Origin of the sequence: Pseudomonas sp. B19(2017) (genome assembly GCF_002113165.1) — a bacterium.
Taxonomy (GTDB): Bacteria; Pseudomonadota; Gammaproteobacteria; order Pseudomonadales; family Pseudomonadaceae; genus Aquipseudomonas.
In genome coordinates, this window is record NZ_NEJR01000003.1 from 110516 (window position 1) to 125225 (window position 14710).

14 protein-coding genes are annotated in these 14710 nt (G+C 61.2%); 6 read left to right on the forward strand and 8 right to left on the reverse strand.

All coding sequences use genetic code 11. The features are described 5' to 3' along the window. Positions 1-34 precede the first annotated feature (34 nt). Both CAF70_RS06325 and CAF70_RS06330 read left to right on the forward strand, forming a co-directional pair. Positions 35-1087, forward strand: a complete 1053-nt coding sequence (locus CAF70_RS06325) for a Gfo/Idh/MocA family protein (RefSeq protein ID WP_085623481.1) — start codon at positions 35-37, stop codon at positions 1085-1087. 17 nt (positions 1088-1104) lie between these two features. Next, positions 1105-1920, forward strand: a complete 816-nt coding sequence (locus CAF70_RS06330; RefSeq protein ID WP_085623479.1) for a sugar phosphate isomerase/epimerase — start codon at positions 1105-1107, stop codon at positions 1918-1920. A gap of 335 nt (positions 1921-2255) precedes the next feature. On the opposite strand, the gene CAF70_RS06335 is transcribed toward CAF70_RS06330, so the two are convergent. From CAF70_RS06335 to CAF70_RS06365, 6 genes are all read right to left on the reverse strand, one after another. After that, entirely contained in the window at positions 2256-3581 is a 1326-nt protein-coding gene (locus CAF70_RS06335) for an MFS transporter (protein ID WP_085623477.1), read from the reverse strand. Positions 3582-3857: 276 nt separating this feature from the next. Next, positions 3858-4235: a histone-like nucleoid-structuring protein, MvaT/MvaU family gene (locus CAF70_RS06340; protein ID WP_085623475.1), complete on the reverse strand. Its 378-nt coding sequence runs from the start codon at positions 4233-4235 to the stop codon at positions 3858-3860. Between the two features lie 327 nt (positions 4236-4562). Further along, a complete protein-coding gene (locus tag CAF70_RS06345; RefSeq protein ID WP_085623473.1) occupies positions 4563-4820 on the reverse strand; it encodes a PAAR domain-containing protein in 258 nt (85 codons plus the stop codon). After that, positions 4817-5710, reverse strand: coding sequence for a DUF6708 domain-containing protein (locus CAF70_RS06350; protein WP_085623470.1), 894 nt, complete (start codon positions 5708-5710; stop codon positions 4817-4819). The genes CAF70_RS06345 and CAF70_RS06350 overlap by 4 nt, the downstream gene beginning before the upstream one ends. 1003 nt (positions 5711-6713) lie before the next feature. Then, entirely contained in the window at positions 6714-7013 is a 300-nt protein-coding gene (locus CAF70_RS06360; protein ID WP_085623468.1) for a hypothetical protein, read from the reverse strand. Between the two features lie 200 nt (positions 7014-7213). Next, positions 7214-9346, reverse strand: coding sequence for a TonB-dependent siderophore receptor (locus CAF70_RS06365; RefSeq protein ID WP_178076360.1), 2133 nt, complete (start codon positions 9344-9346; stop codon positions 7214-7216). A gap of 228 nt (positions 9347-9574) precedes the next feature. On the opposite strand from CAF70_RS06365, the gene CAF70_RS06370 reads away from it, so the two are divergent. After that, entirely contained in the window at positions 9575-10156 is a 582-nt protein-coding gene (locus CAF70_RS06370; RefSeq protein ID WP_085623466.1) for a hypothetical protein, read from the forward strand. A gap of 4 nt (positions 10157-10160) precedes the next feature. Here CAF70_RS06370 and CAF70_RS06375 read toward each other — a convergent pair whose 3' ends face one another. Then, on the reverse strand, positions 10161-10925 hold the full coding sequence (locus CAF70_RS06375; protein WP_085623464.1) for a hypothetical protein: 765 nt from the start codon (positions 10923-10925) through the stop codon (positions 10161-10163). Between the two features lie 204 nt (positions 10926-11129). On the opposite strand from CAF70_RS06375, the gene CAF70_RS06380 reads away from it, so the two are divergent. Next, positions 11130-11648 carry a DMT family transporter gene (locus CAF70_RS06380; RefSeq protein WP_085623462.1) on the forward strand — a complete coding sequence of 173 codons (519 nt, stop codon included), beginning with the start codon at positions 11130-11132 and terminating at the stop codon, positions 11646-11648. Here the strand turns inward: CAF70_RS06380 and CAF70_RS06385 are convergent, their stop codons facing one another. Further along, positions 11649-12557, reverse strand: a complete 909-nt coding sequence (locus tag CAF70_RS06385) for a LysR family transcriptional regulator (RefSeq protein WP_085623460.1) — start codon at positions 12555-12557, stop codon at positions 11649-11651. It lies immediately after the preceding gene. Between the two features lie 210 nt (positions 12558-12767). Between CAF70_RS06385 and CAF70_RS06390 the strand changes: the two genes are divergently transcribed. Then, a complete protein-coding gene (locus tag CAF70_RS06390; RefSeq protein WP_085623458.1) occupies positions 12768-13742 on the forward strand; it encodes a quinone oxidoreductase in 975 nt (324 codons plus the stop codon). A gap of 40 nt (positions 13743-13782) precedes the next feature. Further along, complete coding sequence (locus tag CAF70_RS06395; protein WP_085623456.1) at positions 13783-14703, forward strand: LysR family transcriptional regulator; 921 nt, start codon at positions 13783-13785, stop codon at positions 14701-14703. Positions 14704-14710 lie beyond the last annotated feature (7 nt).

Genomic DNA, 14710 nt, shown 5'->3' on the forward strand with positions numbered 1-14710 from the left:
ATCCATATGACAACAATGACAAGAGGACAGGCTGTTGAACGCACCCCTTCGTATTGCCCTGATCGGCGCCGGCATCATGGGCCGCCAGCATTACCAGCATCTGCTCAGTGTTCCGCAGGCCCAGCTGTGCGCTGTGGCCGACCCGGGTCCGCAGGCCGAGGCCTTCGCGGCCGAATGCGGCGTGCCCTGTTTTGCCGACCACCGCCAGATGCTGGAGCGCGTGCGCCCCGAGGCAGTGATTGTCGCCAACCCGAACAACCTGCATGTCGCCACCGCCCTGGATTGCGTCGAGGCTGGCGTACCGGTGCTGGTCGAGAAGCCGGTGGGTGTGCATCTGGATGAAGTCCGCGCATTGGTGGAAGCCTCGCGCCGCCAAAATGTGCCGGTGCTGGTCGGCCATCACCGCCGGCACAACCCGCTGATCGCCAAGGCCCACCAGGTAATCAGCGACGGCAAGCTGGGCCGGCTGATCAACGTCACCGCGCTTTGGCAACTGCAAAAGCCCGACAGTTACTTTGAAACCCCTTGGCGCCGCGAGCCGGGTGCTGGCTTCCTGCTGACCAACCTGATCCATGACCTCGACCTGCTGCGCCACCTGTGCGGTGAGGTGGTGCAGGTGCAGGCGTTCACCCGCAACGATGTGCGCGGTTTTGCCAACGAAGACAGCGCCGCGGTGCTACTGCAGTTTGCCAATGGAGCATTGGGCAGCCTGACCGGCTCCGACGCGGTGGCCGCACCGTGGAGCTGGGAGCTGGATTCCGGCGAAAGCCCGGTGTACCCACGTCAGGATGGCCAGCCATGCTACCTGCTGGCCGGCACCCAAGGGGCGCTGAGCATTCCGCAACTCAAGCGCTGGCACTACGCCGAGGTGGGCTCGGGCTGGCATACGCCGTTGTTGCAGAGCGAGGAACGCATCCCCGCCGGCGAGGCATTGACCCTGCAACTGCAGCACTTCGTGCGGGTTGCCCGGGGTGAGCAGGCGCCGCTGATCGATGCCGCCGACGGTGGCCGCACCCTGGCGCTGATCCAGGCGATCCGCCAGGCAGCGGAAACTGGCCGGGCCTGTGCGCCCGAGCACATTGCCTGAGGTGTCTGGTGACGATAATGACTGAGCGAATTTTCTCCTTGGCGGCGCTGACGGTGCTCGAACTGTCCCCGCCGGACATGGTCGAGGCAGCGGCCCGCGCCGGCTATAGCCATGTAGGCCTGCGCCTGGTGCCCGCCACCGATCAGGAGCAGCATTTCCCGCTGGTGGCCGATGCCGGCCTGCGTCGGCAAACCCGGGCGCGCCTGCGCGACACCGGCATCCAGGTGCTCGACCTGGAAATACTGCGGCTGAAGCCGGAAACCTGCGTGGCCGATTTCGAGCCGATTCTGGCGGTGGGTGCCGAGCTGGGTGGCACGGAGCTACTGGTGGCTGGCAACGACCCGGATGAGGCGCGTTTGAGCGAGCGCTTTGCCGCGTTGTGCGACCTGGCGCTGGCTTATGGTATTCACCCGCATCTGGAGTTCATGCCCTGGACCGATGTGCGTGACCTGCGCCAGGCCATGCGGGTGGTGGCCAACGCCGGCCGCGCCAATGGGTGCGTGCTGGTGGATGCCTTCCACTTCAACCGCTCCGGGTCTTCATTCGGCGACCTGGCGCAGCTGGCGCCGCAGCGCATGCGCTATGCCCAGCTGTGCGACGTTGCCGGCCCGGTGCCGGCCGACATGGACGAGATCCTGCGCCAGGCACGCAATGAACGGCGCTTCCCGGGTGAGGGCGATGCCGACCTGGTCGGCTTGCTGCGTGGCTTGCCGCCAAATGTGCCGTTGAGCCTGGAAATCCCCACACGGCAGTTGCTTCAGCAGGGCATCAGTGGCGAACAGCGTGCGCGCATGGCGCTGGAGAAGGCCATGGCAGTGTTGGCCAGAGTCTGATTGAGAGAACGCGGCGCATGGCACGGGCTTCGCCCATGTTCGCGGGCACGCCCGCTGCCACAAGCTGCACCTGATTCACTGACCTGGCAGGGGCCTTGGGGAGCAACTGTCTTGCTCAATTTCTAAAAGGTGGCGCGATCCCTGTGGGAGCGGGCGTGCCCGCGAACACGGGCGAAGCCCGTGCCATCCACCGCGCCGCCTGTTTCGCGGGCTTGCCCGCTCCCACAGGTACGGCGCATATCTTGACTCAGGCGCGACCTCACACAGTGGGTGTATCAGATTGATCAAAAAAAAAGGGCCCGCGAGGGCCCCGTAGAGGTAAGTGGCCAGCGCGTTCAGATGCTCTCGACCTTGCGCGGCGCCATGAAGTACATCCACACCAGCGCCAGGAAGTACATCGCCGGGATCATGGTGAACAACACGGCATAGTTGTTGTGGGTAGCGGTCAGTACGCTACCGACGATCTGCGTCATGAACATTCCGCCAATCGCAGCGCACATGCTGCCGAAACCGAACACCGTACTCACCAGGTGCTTGGGCGTGTAGTCCATCACCAGGCTCCAGATATTCGCCGTCCATGCCTGGTGTGCGCCCACCGCCAGCGAGATGGCCGCCACCGCGACCCACAGGCCACTGGCGTTGGCGGCAAGCGTGACGCTGACCATGGTGCAGGCGAAGATCAGCATCGACACCAGCCGCGCCGTGGTGGCGCGCACTCCGCGGCCGATCAGCCAGGAAGACAGGACGCCACCGCCGATGCTGCCGAAGTCCGCCGTCAGCCAGATGATGATCAGCGGGATGCCCATCTGGGTCACATTGATGCCCAGGTTGTACTGCTGGTTGAGGAACGGTGGCAGCCAGTACAGGTAGAACCAGAACACCGGCGCGGTTATCGCGTAAGCCACCGCGAACGCCCAGGTGCCCCGCAGGCGCAGGATGCGGCGGAACGGTACGCGGGTCGGCTCGGGCTCGTCGTCCTGCTGGATGTATTCCACCTCGCTCTGGCGCACCTGTGGGTGATCCTCAGGGTTGTAGTACTTAAGCAGCCACAGTACCACCCACACCAAGCCAAGGCTGCCCATGGCGATGAACGCGGCCTGCCAGCCCCACACTGCCAGAATCAGCGGCAGCAGGGCCGGCGTGACCATGGCGCCGACGTTGGTGCCGGCATTGAACAGGCCGGTGGCGATGGCCCGCTCGCCCGCCGGGAACCACAGGCGCACGGTCTTCACGCAAGCCGGGTAGTTGGCGGCCTCGGTCAGGCCGAGGATGAAGCGGCAGACCATGAAGCCGGCGGCCGAAGTGGCCAGGCCATGGGCGCCGGTGGCCAGGCTCCACAGCAGCACGGCGAAAAAGAACGCGCGTTTTACCCCGACCTTGTCGATCAGCCGGCCCTGCAGCAGGAAGCCGACCGCGTAGCCGACCTGGAACCAGAAGTTGATGTTGGCGTAGTCCATCGCCGTCCAGCTCATTTCCTTGGCCAGGACGGGTTGCATGATGCCGAGCGCGGCACGGTCGATGTAGTTCAGGGTGGTGGCGAAGAACACCAGGGCAAGCATGCCCCAACGGGTTTTGCCGACGCCGAAGGCGCCGCGAAGCTTGTCGCCGATCGAACCCTGGGGCATTCGGGGGGCGGCGGGGGTGATCCTGGAGTGGTTCATAAACTGCTCGTTTCTTGAAATTGTATTCAGCTGCGGTGCTACGGATACGTGGCCGGGTCCCAGGCAGGGGGGCACGCAAGGCCGGTGCATGGTGAGCAGTGGGGACGGCAGCGTCAATTCAAGGGAAGGGCTAGTGTTCGGTTATCGAACGGTTGCGTTGGCCTGCGGGTGATGCAACGGCTCAACGTATATAGGGAGGAGATGGCGTGGCCGCTTGTTGCTCACTACCGCAGGCTGGTCGTGTTCGGGGTGGGGCATAAATTGTCGCCAGAGCAATCAGAACCATACCGTTGCCCAGCGTTCGACCTCCAGGCGGCCGTATTGCTGAATCCACATTTGAAGGGTTTTGTGTGAGGTGCTTTTTGCTTCTACCACCTCACCGGTATACGGGTTTACGTAGTATTTGCTTTGCCGCGACCTGAAGCGTGGGAGTGGTGGAGGTGGTAACCACGGGTTTTGAGTCTTATAGCTGTCACATTCACTGATGGCCAGGACATGAGACAAGTCGAATTGGTATTCATCAAGCAGCGCGTGGAGCTTGCTTTCGAATTCAAACTCGCGCTTTAGGTCGGGGTTGATTTTTATGAAGGAGAGTTCGTTTTTTTTGGCAGCGAGAAGGCGCTCGAGTGCACGAAATTCAGCAAGTCTGGACATGTCGTTTCTCCAACGGTTGATGGATGTAGTGTTAGTTGGTGTTAAGGGGGAATGCAAGTAAAGAAATAATTTGTGAATGTTTTTCGGTGCCTGGGGTGGTGTTGCCGTTATTGGGTTTGTTTGGTTTTTAGTTGTTTATGTAAGTTTATTCCTACCCGGCAATATTTTGTGAGCTGGTAGGGGCATACCTGTGGAAATCGACTCGCCGGTGATGGGCCGCAGGGCGGCCCAGAATGCTCGACTGACAGGCTTCAGCCTATGGCCTGTTTATGTCCGGGATTTGATGCCAGCTGTAACCACTATCTTCCAGGTGGCTGGCTTATGCTGTTAATCAATGAGCCAGCCTGGATCTCCCTCAACCAGAGTTCCTCCGTGGCTGGTTGTGTCTCCTTCCCTGGCCGCGGGTTGTCCCTCGATGATCGTGCAGGCAGCGCCTGTTTCGATGACGGCACCGCAACTGATGCGGTCGCCCACACGTGCGACGGCCCTGCCATCGACGAATGTTGCGCTTGCGCCTGTTTCCACGGTGCCTTCGCCATGGAGCGGGCAGCTATGACGGTGACCTACGAGTACGATGGGTTTCATTTGCGCTTCCTTTTGCTTGGTTCGACAGTGGTCTCTTCGAAGGCTTCTGCTGGTGGTGGGGCCGCCCGGACGTTGAACAGCCGACAGACGCCGTACCAGCAGATGGCGACGGAGAGGTTGTAAGGGAACAGCACGGCCCAGAACGGCAGTTGCCAGTTCTTCTTGCCTTGCATTTCACCGGGTTCGCCGGTTCGCCAGGGGGCGTAGTGGCGCCAGGCCTCTGCCGGGGTCAGGCAGATGGCATGCAGCGGCTTGTGCCACCAGTTGGATTCGCCGGGCGGGGGGAGCTTGTCCGGGCCGTGATCCATGAAGTGGCGGAGGTATTCCCAGACTTCGGCAACGTGCTTGACGCCGGGTTCGGTGGGTTCGTTGCTGTCGACCCAGAGGCAATCTTTCTGGTGGAGGCTGCCGTCTTCTCGGCGAGGGGCGAAGGCGAGGGCGTAGCTCGTGCTGAAGGATGAACCACCGAACTCGGTGCGTTTGAATACACCGCCTCCAATGTTGTTCCAATCAAAGATTATGAGTCTGTTTATTCTTTTGTAATAGATTTTTTGGGTGAGTCTATTGAAGTATATGTCAGAGAGGTTTTTTATGAAGAATATTCGGTAGGCTAAGAATGGTATGAAAAGAAGGGGGCCGAGAAGTTGTATTGCAATGAATACATATGCGCCATCCTGTTTGTAATTGATCGTGTGGTTCATAAAGCCTGTGCAGGATACAAGTGCTATGAACAAAATAGTTGCGGTATACATCTTGGCCATGAACACTGAGTCGGAAACCCATGGATTTCTCAACTCTGCTATTGAGTTGGTTAGGTTGGATATCTGTCCATGGATTTTTGGTTTTATATCAGTTTTTTGGTGCGGGCTAAATAGCCATGCTGTGGCCATGGCACTATCTCTCGATGTAAATGGTTGAGATTGAATTAGCGCTAGGGGATAAGCCTTGATTAGGATGGTATTTTATCGATAGTGTGGCGCTTCTTGTTCTGGCTCTATCGAGCTTGTAATGTAAGATAAGTCCTGTGGAAGTTATGTGGCAAGTCGGCTCCGTTGGTAAGGAGGTTGAGGTGTTGTCGAAATCCAAGGCTTTCAATGTACCGTACCATTGGCTTTGTCCCATGATGAAGTCTTTTAGCAGCACGGTGAATTCTATAGTGGCGATACCCTCGTAAACATGGCTATGTATGATTGTTGCCCAATCTGGTGTTTGCCAGTGATTGTCTGAACTCAACCTTGTAGTAAGTCCTTCAAGATTCAGGAGTGTTGCTTGTTCAGCCGTCAGGGCAATGGGGGCGTAGTCTTGAATATGCCAGGACTCAAGCTCTTCGTTGATATTGGCGAAGCCTGGGAGAAATCCTTGGTAATCTAATTTTATCTCGGAGCGGACCTCTCCATCGTTTTCTCTTGTGCCAAAAATACTTCTGCTTGCCCATAGCTCTATCGGCCTATGGAGGCGTTCGTGCGCTTTAGAGTGTAGATAAAGCCCTCCGGCATCCCCGCGTTCAACCCACCGCCAGCGCCTGCTGTCAGTAACCCGAGAAAGTTGGGTTTCACACGCACGGTAGTGGTCAGTTCGATTGATACCGTTCGGCTTCCCGAGATGCGCAGTTGTTTCATCTCTTCAACCTGCGCTATCCTGTGGGGGACCGCGCTCTTATTTTTTGACGGACTGTGTGTTGGAGGAAAGTGCTTGCCTCTAATTGCCAAGGTTAGGCGTGGTTGCCGAGCGACAATGATAAGACAATGCCTCGACTAACGCTTTTGAGTCGAGGTCGAAAGTGTAAGGATATATTTGAGTGAGTCGATGGCTGCTCGAACAGCCTTCAGGAGGGATAAATAATGCGGATAAGTTTGTAGGAAATATCTTATTTTATGTTTCGTCTATATATATTTAGTTCTTGCACTTGGCCATTACCACCTGGCAAGTCTTGGGTGTGCCCCCTGACCGGCTTGCATAGCGCACGCAGTTGTTCAGCGATTTCTGCCGGGCAATGCTCAGGGTATTGCCCCACGCAAGGCCGCCTTCGCCGGTGGTGGGGACGGCTTTGGCGAAGCAGTTGGAGCCTGTTGCGGGCGTCGCATACCGGGCCTTGCTCGCCTTGCTGGAACAGCCGGCGGTTAGCACCAGGCTGAAGGCGAGCAGGGTAGCCAGCGCCCAGGGCGTATATGGGCGATTCGGTTTACTGCTCATAGGTTCTCCACATTGATGGGCAGGACTCTGCAATCGTCAGAAAGGTGCTGTCCCTGTTGGGCGGTTTTACCGGCGAACAGCGGCAAAGCCGGTGCCATTAACTGAGCAGGATATTGCATTCAAGCGAAGCGGTGAACGCTTGTGTTGTATCAGATACAGCGGGGGCTTGCACCAAGGCAGAGCCCCCGCGGGCGTAGCGATCAGAAGCGGTAGTTGAAGCTGGCTTCCAGGGTACGTGGTGCTCCCGGGGTGATCAGGTCTACCGAACCGTGCGCGGACGCATAATAGTCACGATCGAATACGTTCTTCAGGCGCAACGCAGCATCCCACTGCGGCACGCTGTACAGCAGTGCGGCGTCGAAGGTGGTGTAGCCCGGCATCACTACCACGTTGTCGAGTGCGGTGTAGCGCTCGTCGACGTAGTTGGCGCCGGCAGCCACGCGCCATTCCGGGGTCAGGGTACGCACCAGCCAGACGTTGGCACTGTTACGCGGCGTCAGGGTAGGGGTCTGGCCTTCGTTGGACACACCGTTGGTCTTGCTGTTGGACTTGGTGATCTCGGCATCCAGGTAGGCGTAGCCGGCGTAGATCTGCCACTTGTCCGTGAGCTGCCCGCTGACGGTGGCTTCGAAGCCGTCGGTGCGCTGCTCGCCGGCTAGCACGGTCAGGTTGGGGTTGGCCGGGTCGGCGGTTTTCATGTTGGTGCGCTCGAGGCGGAATACTGCTGCGGTCACCGACAGGCGGCTGTCGAGCAGGTCCCACTTGGCGCCGATTTCGTAGTTGGTGGTTTCTTCCGGCTCCAGGTGCTGGTTGGTCGGGCTGACCGCGAACACTTCGCCCGAAGGCTGGTAGCTGCGGCTGACCGACACGTAGTACGACTGGATGTTATCCGGTTGGTAGACCAGGCCGGCACGTGGGCTCCAGGTCTTGTCGGTACGGTCGAGGTCGACGTTCTGCGCGCGGTCGTCGTCGTACTCCTGGCCAAAGATGTCATAACGTACACCGACAAGGGCCTTCCAGTGCTCGTTCAGTTCGATCATGTCCTGCACATACAGGCCGGTGGTCTGCTGGAAGTTGGTGCCCTTGGACGACAGATTGGCGGCGTGCTCCGGCACCGGCACCAGTGCGTCGCGGTACACCGGCACCTGGGCCACGTTGTTCTGGCTCAGCACCCGCTGGTGCTTGTCCTGGAAGCCTACTTCCAAGCCATACAGCAGGTTGTGCTGCATACCGGCCAGTTGCGCCTGTTGCTTGAGTTCGGTCTGGTTGAACATGCCGTACTCGTCGCGGGCGACGTTGCCGCGGTTGAGCTTGACCAGCAATTCGCCGTCGGGCGCGGTGACGAAGCGCGTCGGGCTGCTGTCGGCCAAGGTGTTGTTGCGGTCCAGGTCGTAACGGTAGTAACGGCTGGTGTTGGTCAGAGTGAAGTCGTCGTTGATGCGGTAGTCCAGGCTGGCAGTCAGCGAGAACACTTCGCTGCGGGCGTAGTCCTGGTCGGCATCGCCGGAGCCGAAGCGCTTGTCGCGGTCCACATCCACCGGGCGGTTGCCCAGCGCCGGGATGCCGAAGTCGATCAGGCGCTTGTCGTACAGGTAGGTGGCGCCCAGGTTCAGTTCCAGGTCGTCGGAGAGGCGGAAGTAGGCCGATGGCGCGATGGCCTTGCGGTCGATGTAGCCATCGTCGCGGAAGGTGTCGCTGTCTTCGAAGGCACCGGTCACGCGGTAGGCCTGGTTGCTTTGCGGGTCGGCCCATCCGGTGTCGAACTGGGTGCGGCGCTTGCCTTCGCTGTCGAAGTTCATGCCGATTTCGCGCTTGGGCGTGAAGCTTGGTTTCTTGCTGATGCTATTGATCAGGCCGCCCGAAGAGCCACGGCCATACAGCACGGCGGCAGGGCCCTTGATCACCTCGACCCGCTCGATGTTGGACAGGTCACGGAAGTACAGGGCGTCGTCGCGCACGCCGTCGATGTACATGTCGCCAATGGCACTGAAGCCGCGGATGGTCACCTGGTCGCGCTGGCCGTCACCGTTGGACAAGCCAACGCCTGGCACGTTCTTCAACACGTCTTCCATCGACTGCGCACCCTGGTCCTTGATCACGCTTTCGGGCACGACATTGACGGTCTGCGGGATGTCGCGCAGTGGGGCGTCGATCTTCATGGCGCTGCGACTTTCGCTGGCCTTGTAGCTTTGCTGCTCGTAGGCGCTGGTGACGGCAGTGGCGGGCAGGGCCAGGGAACCCTGTGAGTCAGGTTGAACGGCTGCGTGAACAGCAGGTACTACCAGCAAGCCAAGCATGGAAATGGATGCCGGGGCAACAGACTTTTTTGCCATTACAGGTGACTCTTTGTTGTATTTTGGAAGTCACGAATAGTAATGATTTGTAAATGTAAAGCAAGTGTAAAGAATTCGCATTTGCTTTCGCAAGGGCGCCGATGGTGAGAAAGCGACGAAATGCGTCGCAGCAGGAAGGCGACTGCAAGGTGGCAGGCAAGGGCTATGCTTGTTGGCGCGTGAGCATTTCACGCACTTATCCGGTCTTGATTACATGGAAGCAGGCCTATGAATTCAATTCGCTCCCTCGTTCGTGCTGTTGCCTTGGTCACCCTGGCGTCCACCGCCAGCTTTACGGTGCAGGCTGCCGGTATTCCCATTGGCAGCGAAGCGCTGGAAAGCCACGTCACCACACAGGTCACAGCTATCGACCTGGCCAACCGCCAAGTCACTGTGAAAGGCCCGGATGGCAAGAAGGACGTGACCTTCCAGCTCACGGAAAAGGCCAAGGCGCTGCCTAACCTCAAGGTGGGTGACCGGGTCGATATCTACGTGACCCGTGCAGTGGCCTATGTGCTGAATCCCGAAGTAGGCGGGGTGCCGAAAGCGACTGAAGAGTCCGGTACCATCCGCGCCACGGCAGACAACCCCAACCCGGGCGGCGAGGCATTCCGCCAGGTCAAGGTCACGTCGCAGATCAAGAAGATCGACCTCAAGGCGCATGAGGTGAGCCTGCTACCGCCGGAGGGCAAGCTGCAGGTGGTCAAAGTCGAGAACCCTGACCTGCAGGCACGCATGAAGAACCTCAAGGTCGACCAGACGGTCGACGCGATCTACACCGAAGTGCTGCGCGTCGAAACCTCGCGCTGACCATTCATCGGGGCAGGCTACGGGTTGCCCGCACATGGATCCGCCGTGATGCCTTGCATGACGGCGGGTGTCGTTCGAACAGCTGAAGCACCCAGTCGGGCCGGGTCTTGCTGGCATCGTTGAGCCAGTTTGCAACCGAGTCCTGGGCATACTTGTCGGCTTCGGCCAGGCGGGGCACCAACAGTGGCTCGGCCGTTTCCGGCATCAGCTTGAGCGCGGCGATGTGCTCGCACCAGACGCCACGTGGGCGCAGTACCTCGATGCAGAAGCGGCGTACCAGTGGGTTGCTGTCGCCGGCATGCCGGGCAAGCAGGGCAAGGGCGTTATCCAGTGCTTGAACCAGGCGTGGGCGCAGGGCCATCCAGGCCCATTCGCGCACGCCAAAATGTTCATCGCGAGCAAAACGCAGCTGGGCCAGCAATGCGCCTTCGAGATCGAGCCTGCGCGACAGGTGCGACTGGGCAAAGGCAGCCCAGCTGCGCACTGTATCGGAGCTGTGTGCGCTGCACTGCTCGAACACCTGCTGGCGCTGGGGAGCAGGTGCTGCTTCCAGCCACTGCCCAAGGGTAACTCCGATACCCGTGATCTTTTTTGAAAGGCCCTGCGAGCATGTTTCTTCGGCGCAGGTAGCCAACTGTTCGGCCAGTGTGTCAGGCAACTGGCTTGCCAATGCCCCCGCCAGTGCCCGTTGATCCACTGCCAGGCATTCGGCCAGGTTGCGGGTGGGCAACTGCCCGTGGTCGATCAGGGTTTTGCGTTCATCTGTCATCGAATGTGCTCCATCACATACGGTTTGCTCTGGTCTCGGCCGTAAACCCGCCTGTTCGAGCCTCAGGCGCCGCGGCTGGGCAGCATCCTAGCCCAATTGGCGGGTATCCATGTGACGAATAGCATGAGTGCACACTTTCGATTTCCATCGATAAAGGGAATTTTCCGATCATTGACTGAACATACGTCACGAATGAGGACTGCCATGTTCAGCAAAACCTTGTGCCTGCTACTGTTTCCCTTTGCCCTGGCGTTGCTTGCCGGTGCCGTGCTGCCATTCCAGGCTGCGGGTAATGCCGCCGTCGGCCGGGCGCTCGGGCATTGGCTGTGGGGCGCCTTTACGTCGTTGGCGGTAAGTTCGCTGGTGGTGATCGCCGCGTTGCTGATCCTGAGGGTGCCGGCGCCAGACATGGGCAAGGCCTTGCAGGGGCCTTGGTGGTTGTGGGTTGGCGGTGTGCTGGGGGCGTTGTACGTGGCCGGTGCCGCGGCGCTCACCCCTAAGCTGGGCGCGGCGGGGTTCCTGGTGCTGGTGGTGGCGGGGCAGATCATCACGGCGGTGGTCGCAGACCACTTCGGGGTGATGGGGTTGGGGGGCAGACCGCTCAACCTGGCCAGGCTGGCGGGGGTAGTGCTGATTCTCTGCGGCGTGCTGCTGGTGCAAGGCCCCTGGGCGGCGGGCTCGCCGGTCAGTGCCACTGCCGTGTTGAAACAGCCGGAAGGCTGATCAGCGCCCCGGCTGGCTGCACGCCCATACGGTTTCGCGCAACCAGCGATGCCCGGGGTCGTCGTCCTTGCGCCTGTGCCAAGCCTGCTGGTAATCGAATGAGGGAATCGCCAGAGGCGGCTCGAACTGGCGCAATGCCCTGTGCTGATGCAGCGAGCCCACCGCGCGGCTGGCCACCGTCAGGATCAGATCGGTGCCGGCCAGCACCTCGACCGCCGCACTCCAGTGCGGCAAGGCCAGGGCGATCCGCCGACGCAGACCTTGGGCGGCCAGGGCACGCTCGATTTCATCGAAGGCATCCGGGTGCATGGCCATCAGCACATGCGGGCGAGCCAGCCAGTCGGCCAAGGCCAGGCCGCCGCTGGCCGGCAGCACGTGGTGATCGGCAACGCTGATGAAGCTGTCGGCGAAAAGCGGCTGGGCAGTGATGGCCTCAGGCAGGTCCGGAAAGATGCCCAGGGCCAGGTCCAGTTCACCATCGAGCAACTGCGCCAGCATGGTTTCGCGGCTGGCCTGGCTGATGGCCAGGTCTACCCCGGGTGCGACCTGGCGCAGGTGGCGCAGCAGCGGTGGCAGGATGATCCGTGAGGAATAGTCGGACAGCGAGAGCCTGAAGCGACGCTGGGCCTTGGCCGGTTCGAACTGTGGGGCGGCCAGCAGGTTGTTGAGGTTGCCCAGGGCGTCCTGCAGCGGCCTGGCCAGCGAGCGGGCGCGGGCGGTCAAGGCCATGCGGCCGTTCTGGCGCACCAGCAAGGGGTCGTCGAAGTGCTTGCGCAACTGCGCCAGGGCGTGGCTTACCGCGGGCTGGCTGCGGTGCAGGCGCAGAGCGGCGCGGGTCACGTGCTTTTCGCTCAGCAGCGCGTGCAGGGCGAGCAGCAGGTTGAGGTCTATCTTGCGTAGTTCATCCATGGTGCGAATGGTCTTGGCCAGCTGCGACGGTTTTGATCAGCTTAACAAATACTGAAGGCGGGCACGGTCCCGTGCACACAGTGGGTGGTACTGGCCTGGGCCCGCACTTGATTGCTGCAACAGGTGCAGAAATCATCTGCATGGGCCCAGATTGTTCAACTTGTCGTGCCTGATTAGCCTGACTCGAACCCCATCCAACAGGATTTGATCATGGCTACCCGCATCGTTCTAACCAGCACCGGCACTGCCGATGTCATGCAGCTTGAACACTTGCCAGTACAACCTCCAGGTCCCGGCCAGGTCTGGCTGGAACAGACAGCCATGGGCGTGAACCCGCTGGACCTGTTGCAGCGCAAGGGCGGAGCGCCCCTGGCCTTGCCGTCCGGGCTGGGGCTGGAAGGGGCGGGGTGGGTCGCTGCCGTCGGCGAAGGGGTGTGTGACGTGCAGGAAGGCGACCGGGTTGCCTATGCGATGGGCCCGGTCGGCGGTTACGCCAGCGGCCGCCTGTACCCGGCCGAACGCCTGGTCAAGCTGCCGCCGCAGCTGGATGACCAGGCCGCCGCCGCAGTGATGTTCAAGGGCATCACCGCGCAGTACTTGCTGAAGACCACTTATGCCGTGGGCCCGAGTAGCCAGGTGCTGCTGTACGGCGCCGCCGGCGCCTTGGGCCAGCTGATGGCACCCTGGGCACGGCATCTGGGGGCGAAAGTGATCGGCGTGGTGTCGCGCCTGCAGAGTGTGGCAAGGGCACAGGCAGCGGGCTGCCACCATGTGCTGGTGTTCGACGCGGCAACCTTGGCCGACCAGGTACGTGAGCTGACTCAGGGGCAGGGTGTGGACGTAGCCTATGACTGTGTCGGCAAGGTGTCGCTGCAAGCCTCGCTGGACAGCCTGCGGGTGCGCGGTTTGCTGGTATCGTTCGGCGGCACCTCCGGTGCGCCGGCGGCCATCGAAGTTGCCACGCTCAACGCCAAGGGCTCGCTGTACCTGACCCGGCCCTCGCTGGCGGCGCACACCCGCACGGTCGACGAGTACCAGCAGCGCGCCGCCGATGTGCTGGCGGCGGTCGCCGAGGGTATTATCCAGCCTCGGGTCTGGCGTCGCTACCCGCTGGCCGAGGCGGCCAGGGCCCATGGGGACCTGGAGCAAGGGCTGTCGGAGGGTGCGCTGGTCCTGACCACCTGATCCCCGATCCCGATCCCGATGCCTTGTGCCGAGCCTTGCCATGGATGCCTTCGACAGCCGCCGAGCCGATGAACTTGCCACTTTGCTGGCGCTGCACGAGCAGGGGTCGTTCGCCGCTGCCGGGCGGCAGCTGCAGCGCCACCCCACGGTGTTGTCCAAGCGCCTGAGTGCACTGGAGGCGCGCCTGGGCATTCGGCTGGTGGAGCGCAGTACACGGCAGTTGCGCTTTACCGATGAAGGCGAGCGACTGGTTACCAAGGTTTGCGAGGCCAACCGGCTGATCGCCGAGGCCGAACAGGAAGCGGCCGAAGGGGCGGCAACGGTACGTGGGCGCCTGCGCCTGGCGTTGCCGGCAGCCATGGGGCGGCGCTGGTTGAGCGGGATGTTGGCCGATTTCGTGCTGGCCCACCCACAGGTGATGGTGGAGGCCGAGTATGCCGATCGCTTCGTCGACCTGATAGGCGAGGGTTTCGATGCCGCCATCCGTATTGGCGAGCTGGCCGACAACCGCCTGGTGGCCAGGAAACTGTGCGATCACCTGCGCATCCTGTGTGCGTCACCCGAGTACCTGGCTCGGCATGGCGCACCTGTGCAGCCGGAGGACCTCTCTGGGCATAATTGCTTGTGTTTCAGCGGCTTGCGAAGCTTTCCTGAATGGCGACTTATGAGTGACGGGCGACAGATAAGCGTCAAGGTTGCCGGCAGCCTGCGCAGTAATGACAACGAAGCCCTGCTGGAAGCGGCGCGGCGCGGCGTGGGTATTCTGGCCGGAGGGGACTGGCTGATGGACGAGGACCTGGCCAACGGTCGCCTGGTGCGGGTGCTGCCGCATTGGCAGCTGGATGTGGCTGCAGGCATTTACCTGGTACGGCCGACCGCGCGCCTCAACAGTGCTGCCCTGGTGGCTTTCAAGGCGTGGCTGGAGGCACGCTTCGAGGCCGGTGCACCCTGGCGACTTTGACTTGCTC

What these genes read in the sequence shown, in the direction of transcription:
- CAF70_RS06335 (WP_085623477.1), bottom strand. Translation starts at nt 3,581, where the DNA reads ATGAACCACTCCAGGATCACCCCCGCCGCCCCCCGAATGCCCCAGGGT.
- CAF70_RS06340 (WP_085623475.1), bottom strand. Translation starts at nt 4,235, where the DNA reads ATGTCCAGACTTGCTGAATTTCGTGCACTCGAGCGCCTTCTCGCTGCC.
- CAF70_RS06380 (WP_085623462.1), top strand. Translation starts at nt 11,130, where the DNA reads ATGTTCAGCAAAACCTTGTGCCTGCTACTGTTTCCCTTTGCCCTGGCG.
- CAF70_RS06375 (WP_085623464.1), bottom strand. Translation starts at nt 10,925, where the DNA reads ATGACAGATGAACGCAAAACCCTGATCGACCACGGGCAGTTGCCCACC.
- CAF70_RS06390 (WP_085623458.1), top strand. Translation starts at nt 12,768, where the DNA reads ATGGCTACCCGCATCGTTCTAACCAGCACCGGCACTGCCGATGTCATG.
- CAF70_RS06395 (WP_085623456.1), top strand. Translation starts at nt 13,783, where the DNA reads ATGGATGCCTTCGACAGCCGCCGAGCCGATGAACTTGCCACTTTGCTG.
- CAF70_RS06370 (WP_085623466.1), top strand. Translation starts at nt 9,575, where the DNA reads ATGAATTCAATTCGCTCCCTCGTTCGTGCTGTTGCCTTGGTCACCCTG.
- CAF70_RS06330 (WP_085623479.1), top strand. Translation starts at nt 1,105, where the DNA reads ATGACTGAGCGAATTTTCTCCTTGGCGGCGCTGACGGTGCTCGAACTG.
- CAF70_RS06365 (WP_178076360.1), bottom strand. Translation starts at nt 9,346, where the DNA reads ATGGCAAAAAAGTCTGTTGCCCCGGCATCCATTTCCATGCTTGGCTTG.
- CAF70_RS06345 (WP_085623473.1), bottom strand. Translation starts at nt 4,820, where the DNA reads ATGAAACCCATCGTACTCGTAGGTCACCGTCATAGCTGCCCGCTCCAT.
- CAF70_RS06385 (WP_085623460.1), bottom strand. Translation starts at nt 12,557, where the DNA reads ATGGATGAACTACGCAAGATAGACCTCAACCTGCTGCTCGCCCTGCAC.
- CAF70_RS06360 (WP_085623468.1), bottom strand. Translation starts at nt 7,013, where the DNA reads ATGAGCAGTAAACCGAATCGCCCATATACGCCCTGGGCGCTGGCTACC.
- CAF70_RS06350 (WP_085623470.1), bottom strand. Translation starts at nt 5,710, where the DNA reads ATGGCCACAGCATGGCTATTTAGCCCGCACCAAAAAACTGATATAAAA.